At 73.1% G+C, this 13,022-nt stretch carries 14 protein-coding genes; 4 read left to right on the forward strand and 10 right to left on the reverse strand.

Features of this window, described 5'->3' with window-relative positions; genetic code table 11:
* Positions 1-16: 16 nt before the first annotated feature.
* Complete coding sequence (locus tag ACGFYU_RS07895; RefSeq protein ID WP_393826390.1) at positions 17-1,261, reverse strand: MFS transporter; 1,245 nt, start codon at positions 1,259-1,261, stop codon at positions 17-19.
* A 77-nt stretch (positions 1,262-1,338) separates the two neighbouring features.
* The gene (locus ACGFYU_RS07900) at positions 1,339-2,139 is read right to left on the reverse strand and encodes an alpha/beta fold hydrolase (RefSeq protein WP_393826391.1); all 801 of its coding nucleotides are present in this window, start codon (positions 2,137-2,139) and stop codon (positions 1,339-1,341) included.
* Positions 2,140-2,279: 140 nt separating this feature from the next.
* On the opposite strand from ACGFYU_RS07900, the gene ACGFYU_RS07905 reads away from it, so the two are divergent.
* Complete coding sequence (locus ACGFYU_RS07905; RefSeq protein WP_393826392.1) at positions 2,280-2,966, forward strand: GNAT family N-acetyltransferase; 687 nt, start codon at positions 2,280-2,282, stop codon at positions 2,964-2,966.
* A 69-nt stretch (positions 2,967-3,035) separates the two neighbouring features.
* Here ACGFYU_RS07905 and ACGFYU_RS07910 read toward each other — a convergent pair whose 3' ends face one another.
* From ACGFYU_RS07910 to ACGFYU_RS07920, 3 genes are read right to left on the reverse strand one after another with little or no spacing between them, the layout of a single operon-like run.
* Complete coding sequence (locus tag ACGFYU_RS07910) at positions 3,036-4,064, reverse strand: TolB family protein (protein ID WP_393826393.1); 1,029 nt, start codon at positions 4,062-4,064, stop codon at positions 3,036-3,038.
* A gap of 31 nt (positions 4,065-4,095) precedes the next feature.
* Complete coding sequence (locus ACGFYU_RS07915) at positions 4,096-5,358, reverse strand: MFS transporter (RefSeq protein ID WP_393826394.1); 1,263 nt, start codon at positions 5,356-5,358, stop codon at positions 4,096-4,098.
* 2 nt (positions 5,359-5,360) lie between these two features.
* Positions 5,361-6,242 (reverse strand): alkaline phosphatase family protein, encoded by an 882-nt coding sequence (locus ACGFYU_RS07920; RefSeq protein WP_393826395.1) that lies wholly within the window; start codon positions 6,240-6,242, stop codon positions 5,361-5,363.
* A 277-nt stretch (positions 6,243-6,519) separates the two neighbouring features.
* Here ACGFYU_RS07920 and ACGFYU_RS07925 point away from each other — a divergent pair, with 277 nt between their 5' ends.
* Positions 6,520-7,806: an alpha/beta hydrolase gene (locus tag ACGFYU_RS07925; protein ID WP_393826396.1), complete on the forward strand. Its 1,287-nt coding sequence runs from the start codon at positions 6,520-6,522 to the stop codon at positions 7,804-7,806.
* On the opposite strand, the gene ACGFYU_RS07930 is transcribed toward ACGFYU_RS07925, so the two are convergent.
* The gene (locus ACGFYU_RS07930) at positions 7,784-9,271 is read right to left on the reverse strand and encodes a carboxylesterase/lipase family protein (RefSeq protein WP_393826397.1); all 1,488 of its coding nucleotides are present in this window, start codon (positions 9,269-9,271) and stop codon (positions 7,784-7,786) included. The two genes, ACGFYU_RS07925 and ACGFYU_RS07930, sit on opposite strands and share 23 nt — an antisense overlap.
* A 96-nt stretch (positions 9,272-9,367) precedes the next feature.
* On the opposite strand from ACGFYU_RS07930, the gene ACGFYU_RS07935 reads away from it, so the two are divergent.
* Positions 9,368-9,691 carry a hypothetical protein gene (locus tag ACGFYU_RS07935; protein WP_393826398.1) on the forward strand — a complete coding sequence of 108 codons (324 nt, stop codon included), beginning with the start codon at positions 9,368-9,370 and terminating at the stop codon, positions 9,689-9,691.
* A gap of 95 nt (positions 9,692-9,786) precedes the next feature.
* A complete protein-coding gene (locus ACGFYU_RS07940; RefSeq protein WP_393826399.1) occupies positions 9,787-10,074 on the forward strand; it encodes a chaplin in 288 nt (95 codons plus the stop codon).
* An 88-nt stretch (positions 10,075-10,162) separates the two neighbouring features.
* Here ACGFYU_RS07940 and ACGFYU_RS07945 read toward each other — a convergent pair whose 3' ends face one another.
* From ACGFYU_RS07945 to ACGFYU_RS07960, 4 genes are read right to left on the reverse strand one after another with little or no spacing between them, the layout of a single operon-like run.
* A complete protein-coding gene (locus ACGFYU_RS07945; protein WP_393826400.1) occupies positions 10,163-11,026 on the reverse strand; it encodes a tyrosinase family protein in 864 nt (287 codons plus the stop codon).
* 15 nt (positions 11,027-11,041) lie between these two features.
* Positions 11,042-11,413, reverse strand: coding sequence for a tyrosinase family oxidase copper chaperone (locus ACGFYU_RS07950; protein WP_393826401.1), 372 nt, complete (start codon positions 11,411-11,413; stop codon positions 11,042-11,044).
* 59 nt (positions 11,414-11,472) lie between these two features.
* A complete protein-coding gene (locus tag ACGFYU_RS07955; protein WP_393826402.1) occupies positions 11,473-12,000 on the reverse strand; it encodes a GNAT family N-acetyltransferase in 528 nt (175 codons plus the stop codon).
* A gap of 16 nt (positions 12,001-12,016) precedes the next feature.
* Positions 12,017-12,631 (reverse strand): trimeric intracellular cation channel family protein, encoded by a 615-nt coding sequence (locus ACGFYU_RS07960; protein ID WP_393826403.1) that lies wholly within the window; start codon positions 12,629-12,631, stop codon positions 12,017-12,019.
* Between the last annotated feature and the right edge of the window lie 391 nt (positions 12,632-13,022).

Here is a 13,022-nt window from a genome sequence, read left to right on the forward strand (position 1 = left end):
CCTGGTTCCCGCCGGTTCAGGACGCCCGTACGGCGGCCCGCCCGCCCGCGCCGCCCGAGGAGCGCGCCGACTCGGCCCGGCGCACCGCGGGCCCCATGCCGTACGAGGCGGCCAGCAGGACCGCGCCGAGCAGCAGCCAGCCGGGGATCCCCCACACCAGGATGAGCGAGGTCAGCACCAGCGGGCCGGCGGTCCTGGCCACCGGGACCCCGGTGCCGAAGAACCCCTGGTACTGGCCGATCCGGTCCGCCGGGGCCAGCGAGAAGCCGATCTGCCAGGACCCGGCGGACTGCCGCATCTCGGCGTCCACCTGGAGCACGGCGCCCGCCACCAGCAGCGCGGCGGCGGCCCAGCCCGCCCCTGGCAGTGCGGAGACGGCGAACACGGCGCAGGACGCGGCCATCACCAGCCCCGACACCCGCACCGCCCGGCGCGCGCTGTCCAGGTCCCCCACCGGCCGGGCCATGCGCACCTGGAACAGCATCACCGCGACGGTGTTCAGCACGAACAGCGCCGACACCAGCCAGCCGGGAGCCTGCGTGCGCTGCACGATCCAGAGCGGGACGGCCAGGCTGAGCAGCGGCATCCGCAGCAGCAGGATCGCGTTCAGCAGGGTGACCAGCGCGTACGGCCGGTCCCGGAGCACGGCCAGCCGCGGTTCCCCGGCCTCCCGCCCCTCGACCGGCGGCACCGCCGGCAGCCGCAGCAGCACGGCGGCGCAGACCAGGAAGCTGACCGCGTCCAGCACGAACACCGCGAGGTAGGCCCGCTCGGTGTCGGCGGCCAGGGCGAGCCCGCCGAGCGCCGCGCCCAGCGCCAGCCCTCCGTTGAGCATGGACTGGAGGTGGGCCAGGACGCCGGTCCGCCGCTCCGGCGGGACCAGCCCCGCGAGCAGCGCCTGCCGGGAGGCGGCCAGCCCGCACTGGGCGGTGGCGTAGACGAGGACGGCGAACAGGAAGCCCCAGAAGGACCGGATGAGGAGGAAGGCGAGGACGGAGCCCGCCGTGGCCACGGCCAGCGCCGCCGAGGTGCCGCGCGGCCCCCGCCGGTCGGCGAGCGCGCCCAGCGGTACTCCGGCGACGGAGCCGACGGCCCAGGCGATCGTCAGTCCGAGGCCGATCTGCGCGGGCGACAGACCGGCCACGCGGATGAAGTAGAGGGCCGAGCACACGTAGTAGGCGCCGTCTCCGACCGAGTTGCTCAGCTGGGCGGCGGCCAGTCGGCGCGGTGCTCCGGGCGGGGGCAGGATCCGTATCGTCACCACCCCATTGGATCAGCCGGATGGCCCGCCCGGCCGGTCCATTCACCCCTCGCCTCCGTGGGCCACTCGGCCGGGGCTCAGAGTCCGGCGAGGAACTCCAGAAGCACCCGGTTGAAGGCCTCGGGCTGCTCCACGCCCGGCAGGTGGCCCGCCCGCTCGATGACGGCGAGCACGGAGTGCGGCATCAGCGCGTGCAGGGCCTCGGCCTCCGCGACGGGGGTGTAGACGTCGTCCGCGCCGACCACCACCAGGCAGGGCTCGCCGGCCTGGGCGAGCACGGGCCGGTAGTCGGGGCGCTCGGCCCGGCCGCGCAGCGCGGCGGCCGCCCCCTCGGGGTCGGTCGCGCACATCATGCCGATCACCCGCGCGGCCGCCTCCGGCATGCCGACGACGTTGTACGGCGCCAGCATCTTGTCGATGACCTCTTCGGCATAGGGCCGCATGCCCTCGGCGAGCAGCCGTTCCGCGAGTTCCCGGCGGAACTTCCGCCCCTCCTCGGTCTCCGGCACCGGGGAGGTGTCGGAGAGGACGAGGGCCCGTACCACACCCGGGTGGCGCAGCCGCATCTCCATCGCGATCTGCCCGCCCATGGACACACCGCCGACGACCACGCGTTCGAGGTCGAGGCGGGCGAGGAGGGCGGCGATGTCATCGGCGAGATCGGCGAGCAGCGCCTTGCCGGGAACCACCGGGCTCTCCCCGTATCCGCGCAGGTCAGGGGTGATCACCCGGCATCCGGCGGCCGTCAGGGCGGCCGTCTGGGGGGCCCACATCGTGCGGTTGAAGGGATGTCCGTGGATCAGGATTACGGGCGCTCCGGCGCGGGGACCCAAGTCCTCGAAAAAGAGGTTCACGCCATTGCCAAATTGGGGGTTCATGAGAGGACTTTAAGGGGCTACATTGAGCCACTCGCGTTCACCTGACAGCCCGTTGCCTTTCACCCGTGTTTTGCACGGGGGGCGACGTCAGAGACGCAGACTGTGCAACCACCCCACCGCCCAGAAGGACCGAAGGCTCCGTGCCCGTACCCGTACTCCTCGCCGGCCGCACCGTGCGGCTCGAGCCCCTCGCCCCCCACCACACCGAGGCCTTGGCCGTGGCCGGGGCCGAGGATCGTACGACTTACGCCTTCACCCCCGTACCCCACGGCGTGCAGGCGTCCCACGAGTACATCGACCGCGCCCTCGCTGATCAGGCGGCGGGTCGATCGCTCCCGTTCGCGGTGGTCAGAGCCACCGACGGCCGGGTCGTCGGTTCGACCCGGTTCCTCGATCTGGACTACTGGCAGGGGCCGCTGGTGTGGCCCGCAGTGCCGGGCGTCCCGTTCGGTGATCCGGCGACGGCGATCCCCGATGCCGCCGAGATCGGCAATACCTGGCTGTCCCCGGGCGCCCAGGGGACCGGCATCAACACCGAGGCGAAGCTGCTCATGCTCCGCCATGCCTTCGAGACCTGGGGCGTCCGGCGGATCTCCCTGCGCGCGGACGCCCGCAACGGCCGCTCGCGGGCCGCGATGGAACGCCTCGGCTTCACCTGCGAAGGGGTCCGCCGGGCCCATTCGCGGGGGCTCGACGGGGCGGTCCGCAGTACGGCCTTCTACTCGATCCTCGACGAGGAGTGGCCGGCCGTGCGGTCGATCATCGAGCTGAGGCTGTCGGCCGGCGCTCAGCGCAAGCGGCGCCGCAAGACCCTGATCCCCGCCTAGCCCCCGGTGCGGCCGGTACCTCCGGCGTAACGGTCCTGCGCCGGCCCTCCCCCGGCCTCCTCCTCGGACTCAACCGAGGAAGGCCGGGGCGAGGGCCGAGCCCATGAGCCGTGCGGGGGCGCCGCTCCCGTCGGCCGGCACGGAGTAGAGGTCCGCGCCGAAGTCCCCCGGCAGGGAGTAGACGACGGTCCGGTCGTCGGTCCACACCACCTGGTCGTCCACGCTGCGCTCCTCGGCGAGCGGAGTCTCCTTCATCGAGGCCAGGTCCAGCGCGTACAACCGCCACGGGGCGTCCGCCGACAGGCCGGGCACCCGCTTCTTGAACACCAGTCGGGTCCCGTCGGGCGACAGCGACGGGCACTCCAGGTTCTCGCGGAGGGTGGTCACGGTCCGCTCGGCGAGGTCGCCGCGGACCAGGTGGGTCTGGCCGCCGGTGGCGAGCGTCGCGTAGAAGGTCCGCTCGTCGGCGGCGAAGGTGACCCCCCAGAAGTTCACGTCGGCGCTGCGGTACGGCTTGCCGTCCTTGAGGATCGTGAAGTCCTCCAGCGAGGCGTCGAGCTTCCCGGTGCGCAGGTCGAGCACCGAGGTCCGCGTGGAGAAGTTCGTGCCGGCGTACGAGTCCCCGCCGACGAAGACCGTCCAGGCCGCGAGGTGCCCGCCGGGCGAGACCCGGGCGCGGGTGGGGATGCCGGCCAGCGGGTGGGCGGAAAGCTCCTTGAGGTTCGCGTCGAGGACGACGGCCCGGTAGCTGTCCTGCACCCCGCCCTTGTCGGCCTGGAGGCAGATCCCGGTGCCCGCCGCCGAGTGGAAGCGCAGGCAGCTCACCCCGGAGGCGGTACGGGCCCCCTCGGGTCCGTCGGCGGGGACGGTGGCCAGCTCGTCTCGGTGCGGGCCCCAGGCCATGTTGCGGAACACGATCCGGCGGCCGCCGTCGGCCGGGGTCAGCGAGACCGTGCCCCGGGTGATCTGCGGGCCGCCCGCCTGGGCCTGGTTCTTCTCGTCGGCCCGGGAGGAGGCCCGCAGCACGGCGAGCACTCCCACGGCGGCGAGCAGGACGACGGCTGCGGCGAGGATCAGGATCCGGCGCTGGAGGGTCATGGGGGGCCTTTCTGTCGTGCCGCGGCGGGGATCAGTCCGCGGCAGGGATGAGCCGTACGCACACCGCGGCCGCCGCGGCGAGCAGGACGGCGGCGACGGCGAGCGCGGGGCGCGCGCCCCACACGGTCCAGGCGGCGCCGAAGCAGAGGGAGGCGGCGAAGCGGGCGAGGGCCTGGCCGGTCTGGACGAGGGCGAGTCCGCCGCCGCGGTGCTCCTCGGGCACGGCTCCGGCCGCCTCGGCCATCAGCACCCCGTCGGTGGCGGCGTAGAAGCCGCCGTGCAGCAGGAGCACCGCGTAGGGCAGGGCCGGATGGTGACCGCCGGTGAGGAGGAGCCCGTACGCCGCGAGCAGTGCGAGGTGCCCGCCGAGGAAGACGCGGCCGCGCCCGATCCGGTCGGCGAGCCGACCGAGCGGCAGCGCGAGGAGGAAGAACGCGGCGGCGGTGCCCAGCGGCAGCAGGGCGAACCAGCGGTCGGCGATGCCGGTGGCGCGCTGGAGCAGCAGGAAGACGAAGCCGTCGCTGACGGTGCACAGTCCGAGGAGCAGCGCACAGAGGCCGATCCTGCGCAGGTCGGGGCGGCGCAGCAGGCCGAGGGCGGCCCGCAGGGAGACGGGCTCGGCGGCCGCCTTCGGCCGGGTGCGGCGGCCGGGGACGAAGAGCACGAGCACCAGCACCCCGAGGGCGGCCACGCAGGCGCTGACGGTGAAGACGGCGTCGTAGCCGTCGGCGGCTCCGCGCAGGATGAGGAAGGCGAGGATCGGCCCGATCAGGGCGCCCGCGGTGTCCATCGCCCGGTGAACGCCGAAGGCGCGGCCGCGCTCCTCAGGGGCGACGGCGAGGGAGATCAGCGCGTCGCGCGGGGCGGTGCGCAGCCCCTTGCCGGTGCGGTCCAGCGCGAGGACGGCGCCGACGGCGGGGAGGGTGTGGGCGAGCAGGAGCAGCGGCTTGCACAGGGCGGAGAGGGCGTAGCCCAGTCCGGCGAGGGCCTTGTGGCGGCCGAAGCGGTCGCCGAGGTGGCCGCCGGTGAGCCGGACGAGGGCGCTGACGCCGTTGTAGAGGCCGTCGAGCAGGCCGAATCCGAGCGGGGAGAGCCCGAGTCCGGCGACGAGGTAGAGCGGGAGCACGGCCGTGACCATCTCGGAGGAGATGTCGGTGACGAGGCTGACCGTGCCGAGGGCGAGCACCGTGGGCGCGAGCGCGGCGCGCCGCCCCGGGCTGGTGCCCGGGGCGACGGCCGACGGCTCGGGGGTCACGGCGGGCGCGGGCGTGCCGCGACTGTCCGCAACGTACATGGTCAGGAAGCCCAGATCCCCGTGATGTCCTTGGCGGTGGCCGCGTTCCCGGCGTGGGTGGTCAGGCCGGCCAGGCCTTCCAGGGTGCGCAGCATGTCGTAGTGGTTGTAGGTGGTGCTCGACGAGGATCCCGGGGTCACGGGCTGGCCGTAGAGCACGGTGGGGATCTTGTTGCCGGCGAGCCGGTTGTCCTCGTCGAAGGTGACGACGAGCAGGCTGTTGTGGGTCTTGGCCCAGTCCGCGTAGGGCTTGATCTTGTTCTTGAGCCACGTGTCGCCGGTGCCGACGGAGCAGTCGTGCATGTCGTTGCACAGGTCCGGGACGACGAAGGAGACCTTGGGCAGGGTGGTGAAGTCCGTCGGGAACTGGGTCATGGTCTTCGCGGTGCCGGTGGGCACGTTGGAGAAGGCGAACCAGGGGTTGTGCTTGCGGGCGTACTTGCCGCTGGAGCACGTGGTGGAGCCCTGGCTGGGCAGGCCCTCGTTGTAGCTGCCCCAGCTCTTGCCCGCGGCGATCAGCTCGGAGGCCAGGTTGGGCGCGGAGCTGAAGCCCGGGGTGTAGCAGCTGTCGCCGGTGACGCCCTGGTTGGAGCCCGAGAAGAGCTGGAGGTAGTTGGGCTGGCTCGGGTGGGTGATCCCGTACGACTGGGTGAGGTTGGCTCCCCCGCTCTTCAGGGAGTTGATGTACGGGGCGCTGGAGCTGCCGATGACCTGGCTGTAGGCGTGGTTCTCGAAGACCACGACGACAACGTGGTCGGGGGCGGGCAGACCGGCCGCCTGCGCGGGCTGGGCGGCACCTAAGCCGGCCCACAGGGCCGTGCCGGCGGCGGTGAAGCCGAAGGCGGTGGCGAGGGCGGTCTTACGGCGAAACGTTGGCAGGCGCATGCCAAACACGTGGTACCTCCGGGCGGAGTGGGGGTTCTGGTGGCGGCGCGGACGCACCATACCCAGGGGCATGTGCATGGGCCAGGGACAGTCGGCGAACGGTTCGGGAACTCCACGGGCCCTTGAGGCGTCGGGCAACGATCTTCTCCAGATCACCCCAAGAGAAGGAAAAATTAGGAACCCTGGCATGCTTTCGTTCATCCTTCGAACGGAAGAAGGATCAAGCCGACAGACCACCCGCCCCCCCGGGGCAGCACCAGCCGGAGAGCCACCGCACATGTCGTACGCACCCGACGGGCGTCAGTACCAGCCGTACCGGCCGGAAGGGCAGCAGCCGCAGCAGCCCTACGGCGACCAGTACGGCCGGCCGTCGTACGGACAGCAGCAGCCGTACGAGTCCCAGGGCGGGTACCAGCCGCCCTACGGCCAACAGCAGCCGCCGTACGAGCAGCGGGCTCCGTACGGCCAGGAGCCGCCGTACGACGAGGAGCCGGAGTACCAGCCCCGGCGCAAGTCCCGGGTCAAGCGCTGGGTGATCGCCGGTGTCTCCCTCCTCGCGCTGGGCGGCATCGCGGCCGGAGTGATGGCCTACTACGAGATACCCCCCTTCACCGACAAGGGTTCGGCGGTGTCCTTCGGGAAGCCGCCCGCCGGCGAGGGCAAGAAGGGCGACACCCCCCAGCCCGCGAACTCCAAGATGCTGATGCCCACCGGGCCGCAGGCGGAGTTCAAGAACTCGATGACCCTGGCCGACGGGACGCACGTCGCCGTCACCACGCTGGCCGGCAAGAAGTCCGGCTTCACGGGCAAGGTGTGGGTCTGGGCGCCCAAGGAGTACAACGACCCGAAGTTCGCCAAGAGCGGCTTCCCGGTCATGATCGCCCTGCCGGGCGGCGCCGGCTTCCCGAACAACTACTGGATGGGCACCGACCTCGGCCTCCAGACCAGCATCGCCAAGTGGTACACGGAGGGGAAGAGCAAGCCCTTCATCCTGGCCATGCCGGTGCTCAACCCGGCGCCGGACGACAAGGGCATCTACTGGGACGGCTCCGACATCCCCGACCAGCCCAAGATGGGCACGTGGCTGACCGAGGACGTCCCGGACCTGATGAAGGCGAACTTCCGCACGGTCAAGTCCCGTGACGGCTGGGCCTTCATGGGCTCCTCCACCGGCGGCTTCGCCGGCCTCAAGGCCGTCCTCAAGCACCCGGACAAGTTCAAGGCCGTCATCGCCTCGGGCCCGGACATCGTCCCGGACTCCTCCCTGTGGAAGGGCCACGACAAGGAGAAGGCCGAGAACAACCCGGAGATCCTGGCGAAGCAGCTCATCGACAAGAAGGGCCCGGACGTCTACCTCGCCTTCCAGGTCGGCGACAGCGAGAACAACAAGAAGACCCTGCCGGACGTGCAGAAGTTCATCGCGACCTTCGGCAACAAGGGTCCGATCCACACCGACCTGAGAATCATCAAGGGCGGCCAGCACAACGCCAAGACCTACGTCCCGAACATGGGCGAGGGGCCGATCCAGTTCATCAGCAAGGTCATGGAAGGACCCGTCGAGTAAGTTCCGGGACCTCCCCCGCCTCCCGCTCGCGCTCCGGCCCGCCGAACACCTTCGGCGGGCCGCTGCCGTTCCAGGGCGCCCAGCCCGGATCCCCCGTCACGGCGAAGCGGACCCATGCCGCGTGCATCTCGTCGGCCAGCGGCTGCGGGGTGTCCGGCCCGGCCAGCCAGGAGGCCTCCGGAACCCCGAGCGTGTCGAATACGAAGCCCAGCTCCAGGGCGTGGCAGGCACCGAGCCCCGGTACGCCGGAGGGCCAGGCGAACTCGTACAGGAAGCTCGGCTCCGCGCGCCCCGACCCGGCGAGCCGGCGCAGCGGATCCCGCAGCAGCCGGTCGGTGAGCAACTGCCCGGCGAGGTCTGCCGGGCCCGCCGCGGGCAGGGCGGCGCGCCACTCCCGCACGGCGACCGGGTCCTTGCCGCTGCGGAACCTGGCCAGCGCCACGGTGAGCGGGCCCAGCCGGTCCAGCAGCCGCATCCCGCCGGTGGGAGCGAGCCAGAGCCGGTACTCCTCGGTGGTCCACCCCAGCAGCAGGGGCACGTCGGCGGCCGCTTCGACGGGGTCGGCCGGGACCGTGGCCGGATCGGCGACCAGGCCGAAGGCGGGGCCGCCGATCAGCGGGTTGGACCTGCGCAGTACGGCGGCCTGGGCGGCCAGCAGGTCGGGCAGGGAGACGGCGGCGAAGGCCCCGGCGGTCGCGGGCACCTTCAGCAGCGAGGCCATCCGCCGGACCATGGTGCGCACCCGGTCGCGCGGCAGCACCTCGGGGGCCCCGCTCTGCAGGACCGCCCGGGCGAAGAGCCCGGCGGCCTTCGGGGCGGCGAGCAGGGCGCCGATGCTGATGGCGCCGGCGGACTCGCCGAAGACGGTGACGCGGGCGGGATCGCCGCCGAAGGCCTCGATGTTGTCCCGGACCCACTCCAGCGCGGCGATCTGGTCCAGCAGGCCCCGGTTGGCGGGGGCGTCGGGGAAGAGCCCGTAACCGAGCACTCCGAGGCGGTAGTTGAAGGAGACGAGCACGACCCCGTCCCGGGCGAAGGCGGAGCCGTCGTACACGGGGACGGCCGAGGAGCCCCGGGTGAGCGCCCCGCCGTGGATCCACACCATGACGGGCAGGCCGGCGCCGGGCGTGGCATCGGGGGTCCAGACGTTGACGTTCAGGCAGTCGTCGCCGGGGATCTGCGGGTCGGGGAGCAGGGTCGCGAAGGGGTCGGGGTAGGGCACCTTGGGCGCGGTGGGGCCGTAGGCGCCGGCGTCGCGTACGCCGTCCCAGGCGGCCGGGGGCGCGGGCGCCGCGAAGCGGAGGGCGCCGACGGGCGGGGCCGCGTAGGGGATGCCCCGGAAGACGGCGGTCCCGTGGGCCCCGGTCCGGCCCTCGACCACGCCGTGCGCGGTCCTGGCCCGGGGGCGGGGCAGGCCGCCGTCGCGGTCGCCCTCGCGGCTTCCGCTTTCGCCCGCTGCGCTCATCCGTCCTCCTGAATCCGATGCTCGGCGCACGGTCGCACAACCGTCCGATGGGTGACAAGGCGTGACCGTGCCCCGGCCCGGTCGTGTTGGACGGGCATGCGACCCCTGCGTATCCACCATGCCGTGCCCCTCCTGCTGTTGGCGGCCGCCGCGCTCACCGGCGGCCCGGCCCAGGCCGCCGACGGGCCCGTCTTCCAGTACCTCGGCCAGGACGACCAGGTCCACGGCCTCCCCTCGCCGAAGGGCTGCGTCGAGGCCGAGGGCGGCGGCACCCGGGCGGTCACCAACCGGACCCGGAGCACGGCGACCCTCTACCAGGGACCGCGCTGCACGGGCCGAGCGGTCGGGGTGCTGCGGCCGGGAGCGATCGGCCAAGTGCGGCCGAATTTCGCCTCCGTCGGATTTCGCGTCACCAGGTAGGCCCAGCGGCCGTGACCCCTTGGCCGCGGCCGCGTTGTATGCCATGTCAAATGCCACACATTCTGTGGCGCCCCATATCTCACGAGGAGATCTTGATGTCGCGTATCGCGAAGGCATTCGCCATCACCGCTGTCACCGGTACCGCCGTGGCGGCCGGTGCGGGTCTGGCCGTCGCCGATGCCGGAGCGCACGGTGCGGCTGTCGGCTCCCCGGGTGTCCTGTCGGGCAACGTGGTCCAGGTTCCGGTCCACATCCCGGTCAACGTCTGCGGCAACACCGTCAACATCATCGCCCTGCTGAACCCGGCGTTCGGCAACACCTGCGTGAACGCGTCGGGCAAGGACGGCGGGCACCACACCGAGGGCGAGGGCTACGGCCACTGATCGCCTGAGTGACGGAAGGGCCCCCGCCGGACGGCGGGGGCCCTTCCCGTGTGCCCCGGGCGCGCCCCGCGGAGCGCGCCCGCCGGCATCATTCGTAGCGGTACAGGCCCTGGTGGCCGAACATCTCGCGCGGGGTGACGTTCCACGGAGGCATCGGCTCGTCGAGGGAGATGACCCGACCGCGCTGGGGGTCGCCGGGCTCGAGCGGGGCGGCGGGCAGGTAGCCGGAGCCGGGGTGCCGCTGCTGCCAGCGGTCCCAGATCAGGTCCACGAAGGCGTGGTGCAGCCAGAACGCCGGGTCGTTGGGGGCCGCGCCGCCCGTCATGTGGCCGCCGATCCACTGGTGGACCTTGTTGTGGTTGCGCCAGCGCTCGGTCTTGGGGGCCGCCCAGCCCTCCAGCTTGTTGCGGAAGCCACGGGCGCCGGCGGTGGAGTCCCAGGGCGAGACGTCGTAGACCGGATCGTCGACGGCCCACTGGAGTTCGGCCTTGGTGGGCAGCGTGATCGGGTTCTGCGGGCGGCCCAGGTTGCGGGTGAGGTAGGCGGCCTCCCTGATGCCGACGGTCACCGTCCAGTTGCCCGTGTCGTAGGCGAACGGGCCGGTCATCACCCGGCGGTCGTCGGCCCGGCCGGTGCCGCCGAGGAAGTCCTCCGCCCACAGGGAGGAGACGGGGCTGTTGTCGGTGGTCCAGTCCCAGTACGGGACGGACACGCTCGGGTCGATCTCCCGCAGCTCCCTCTCGAACTCCAGCAGGTAGCGCCGGTGCCACGGGAAGAAGGACGGGGACATGTGCCCGACGCGCAGCCCCCGGTCCCGGTCGGGCACGAAGTACTTGTCGTGGGTGCGCACGAGGGAGTCGTAGGTGCCGTTGCGCTTGAGCTCCAGCACGGCCGCAGTGAAGCGCTTCTTCTGCGCGCTGGTCAGGTCCTTCTGGTTCTGGCGGGTGTACAAGGCGGGCTCCTCCCCTCAGCCGTGGTGCGCGGCCGACGCCGACGCGAGCTGTGCCGTGCCCAGTTCGTCGACGGCCGCGCGGGCCAGTTCCAGCGGCGTCCCGAAGGACTGGAAGTGGTTGACGCCGCTGAGGTAGCTGCCGTCGGCCCGGCGCATCACGTGCAGCGGGCGGCCGTCGATGCGGATCCCCGCGGTGTCCACGGCGATGTGCCGGCCGCGGTACGTCTCCTCCTCGGCGAGCGGGGCCGGGGTGAGGGTCTGCCGCGGGCGCCGGGCGCGCAGTACGGGCGCCAGGGCCGCGGCCGTACCGGCGAGCACGGCCGCGGTGAAGGCCGTACGGAGGAACCCGCGGCGGGTGAGAAGTGCGGCGGCAGGTGCGGCGGACATACGGACTCCCTCGCTCGGTGGCCGGTGACGACGGGATTAACGCCGCGCGGCGGGCGAGGTCACCCCTGCGGGTGCTTGTAGAAGAGCGTGGTGGGGTGCAGGCGGCCGGCCGGGTCGGTGGCGTAGTCGGGGATGGTGCCCACCTCGGTCCAGCCCGCGCGGCGGTAGACGTGCTCGGCGCCGCTGCCGGTCTCGGTGTCGAGGAAGAGCAGCACGACCCCGGCGCGGGCCGCGGCGGTTTCGGCCTCGGCGAGCAGGGCGCGGGCGGTGCCGCGGCCGCGGGCCGCCGGGTGGACCATCAGCTTGCGCAGCTCGGCGCGGTGGCGGCCGTTGGGCTTGGACTCCCGGTACCAGCTGACGGTGCCGTCGATCCGGCCGTCGCCGCCGCGGGAGACCCAGAGCGCGAGGGAGCCGTCCTCCACGGCGGGCAGCAGGGAGTCCCACCAGGCGGCGGCCTCGTCGTGGCCGAGGCCGGCGAGGAAGCCGAGCGAGGAGCCGCCGTCGACCACGGCGCGCAGCAGGGCGGCCAGTTCGTCGCGGTGGGCTCGGAGTGCGGTGGCGGAGAGCGGGGTGATGGTTGCCGTCATGCGGGGAGGATAAGGATCAGCCGGCGACGCGCTGCAGGCGGGGCAGGTGGAGGTCGCGGAAGACCGCGGCCATCCGCAGCGCGAAGACGAGGCCGGCGGAAACGGCGATGTTCACGGTGTCGGGTGTGCCGGCCCAGTGCAGGCCGAGGTAGGAGGCGGCGCCGGCGAGGGCGGCGGTCGCGTAGACCTCCTCGCGCAGGAGCAGGGGCGGGAACTCCCCGCAGAGGACGTCGCGGATGACCTCGCCGGTGACGCCGGTCAGGACGGCGAGGATGAGGACGGCGACGGGTGTGACGTGCGCGTCGATGGCGGCGCGGGCGCCGATGACGGTGACGACGGCGAGGCCGATGGCGTCGACGACCATGAGGGCCCGGTGCGGAAGTGTCTGCCGACGGCGCAGGTAGAGCATGGTGGTGGCGGCGACGGAGGCGATGAGGACGAGCAGCAGCCAGTCGTGCGTCCAGTAGAGCGGGTGGCGGTCGAGGATGAGGTCGCGCAGGGTGCCGCCGGAGATGGCGGCGGCGAAGGCGAGGACGAACCCGCCGAACGGGTCCATGTTGGCGCGGTGGGCGGCGAGGACGCCGGAGGTCGCGAAGGCGGCTATGCCGAGGAGGTAGAGGGCGTGCAGCATGGCGCCTCCTTCGGGGGCGGGCGGGGGGAACCCGTCGAGCGTGCCGCACGCCGCGCCGGCGACACATCGGCCGTTCGGCCACTCCGGCTGCGGCGGGGCCCGGCCGGGCCCCTGGCGGGGGCATCGTGGGGCCGGTCCCGTGCCGGGGACTCGGCCGGGCCCCTGGCGGGGACATCGTGGGGCCGGTCCCGTGCCGGGGACTCGGCCGGTTCCCCGGCGGGGGCTTCGCGGGGTCGGGGCCGGGCCCCTGGCGGGGGCTCGCCGGTTCCCCGGCGGGGGCTTCGCGGAGCCGGGGGCGGGGTGGGGGCTCGGCCGGTGCCCTGGCGGGGGCTTCGCGGAGCCGGGGCCGGGGTGGGGGCTCGGCCGGTGCCCTGGCGGGGGCTTCGCGGAG

The sequence above is a fragment of the Streptomyces sp. NPDC048337 genome, from assembly GCF_043201175.1.
GTDB lineage: Bacteria > Actinomycetota > Actinomycetes > Streptomycetales > Streptomycetaceae > Streptomyces.

What these genes read in the sequence shown, in the direction of transcription:
- ACGFYU_RS07935 (WP_393826398.1), top strand. Translation starts at nt 9,368, where the DNA reads ATGCGACCCCTGCGTATCCACCATGCCGTGCCCCTCCTGCTGTTGGCG.
- ACGFYU_RS07915 (WP_393826394.1), bottom strand. Translation starts at nt 5,358, where the DNA reads ATGTACGTTGCGGACAGTCGCGGCACGCCCGCGCCCGCCGTGACCCCC.
- ACGFYU_RS07940 (WP_393826399.1), top strand. Translation starts at nt 9,787, where the DNA reads ATGTCGCGTATCGCGAAGGCATTCGCCATCACCGCTGTCACCGGTACC.
- ACGFYU_RS07960 (WP_393826403.1), bottom strand. Translation starts at nt 12,631, where the DNA reads ATGCTGCACGCCCTCTACCTCCTCGGCATAGCCGCCTTCGCGACCTCC.
- ACGFYU_RS07910 (WP_393826393.1), bottom strand. Translation starts at nt 4,064, where the DNA reads ATGACCCTCCAGCGCCGGATCCTGATCCTCGCCGCAGCCGTCGTCCTG.
- ACGFYU_RS07950 (WP_393826401.1), bottom strand. Translation starts at nt 11,413, where the DNA reads ATGTCCGCCGCACCTGCCGCCGCACTTCTCACCCGCCGCGGGTTCCTC.
- ACGFYU_RS07955 (WP_393826402.1), bottom strand. Translation starts at nt 12,000, where the DNA reads ATGACGGCAACCATCACCCCGCTCTCCGCCACCGCACTCCGAGCCCAC.
- ACGFYU_RS07900 (WP_393826391.1), bottom strand. Translation starts at nt 2,139, where the DNA reads ATGAACCCCCAATTTGGCAATGGCGTGAACCTCTTTTTCGAGGACTTG.
- ACGFYU_RS07920 (WP_393826395.1), bottom strand. Translation starts at nt 6,242, where the DNA reads ATGCGCCTGCCAACGTTTCGCCGTAAGACCGCCCTCGCCACCGCCTTC.
- ACGFYU_RS07930 (WP_393826397.1), bottom strand. Translation starts at nt 9,271, where the DNA reads ATGAGCGCAGCGGGCGAAAGCGGAAGCCGCGAGGGCGACCGCGACGGC.
- ACGFYU_RS07925 (WP_393826396.1), top strand. Translation starts at nt 6,520, where the DNA reads ATGTCGTACGCACCCGACGGGCGTCAGTACCAGCCGTACCGGCCGGAA.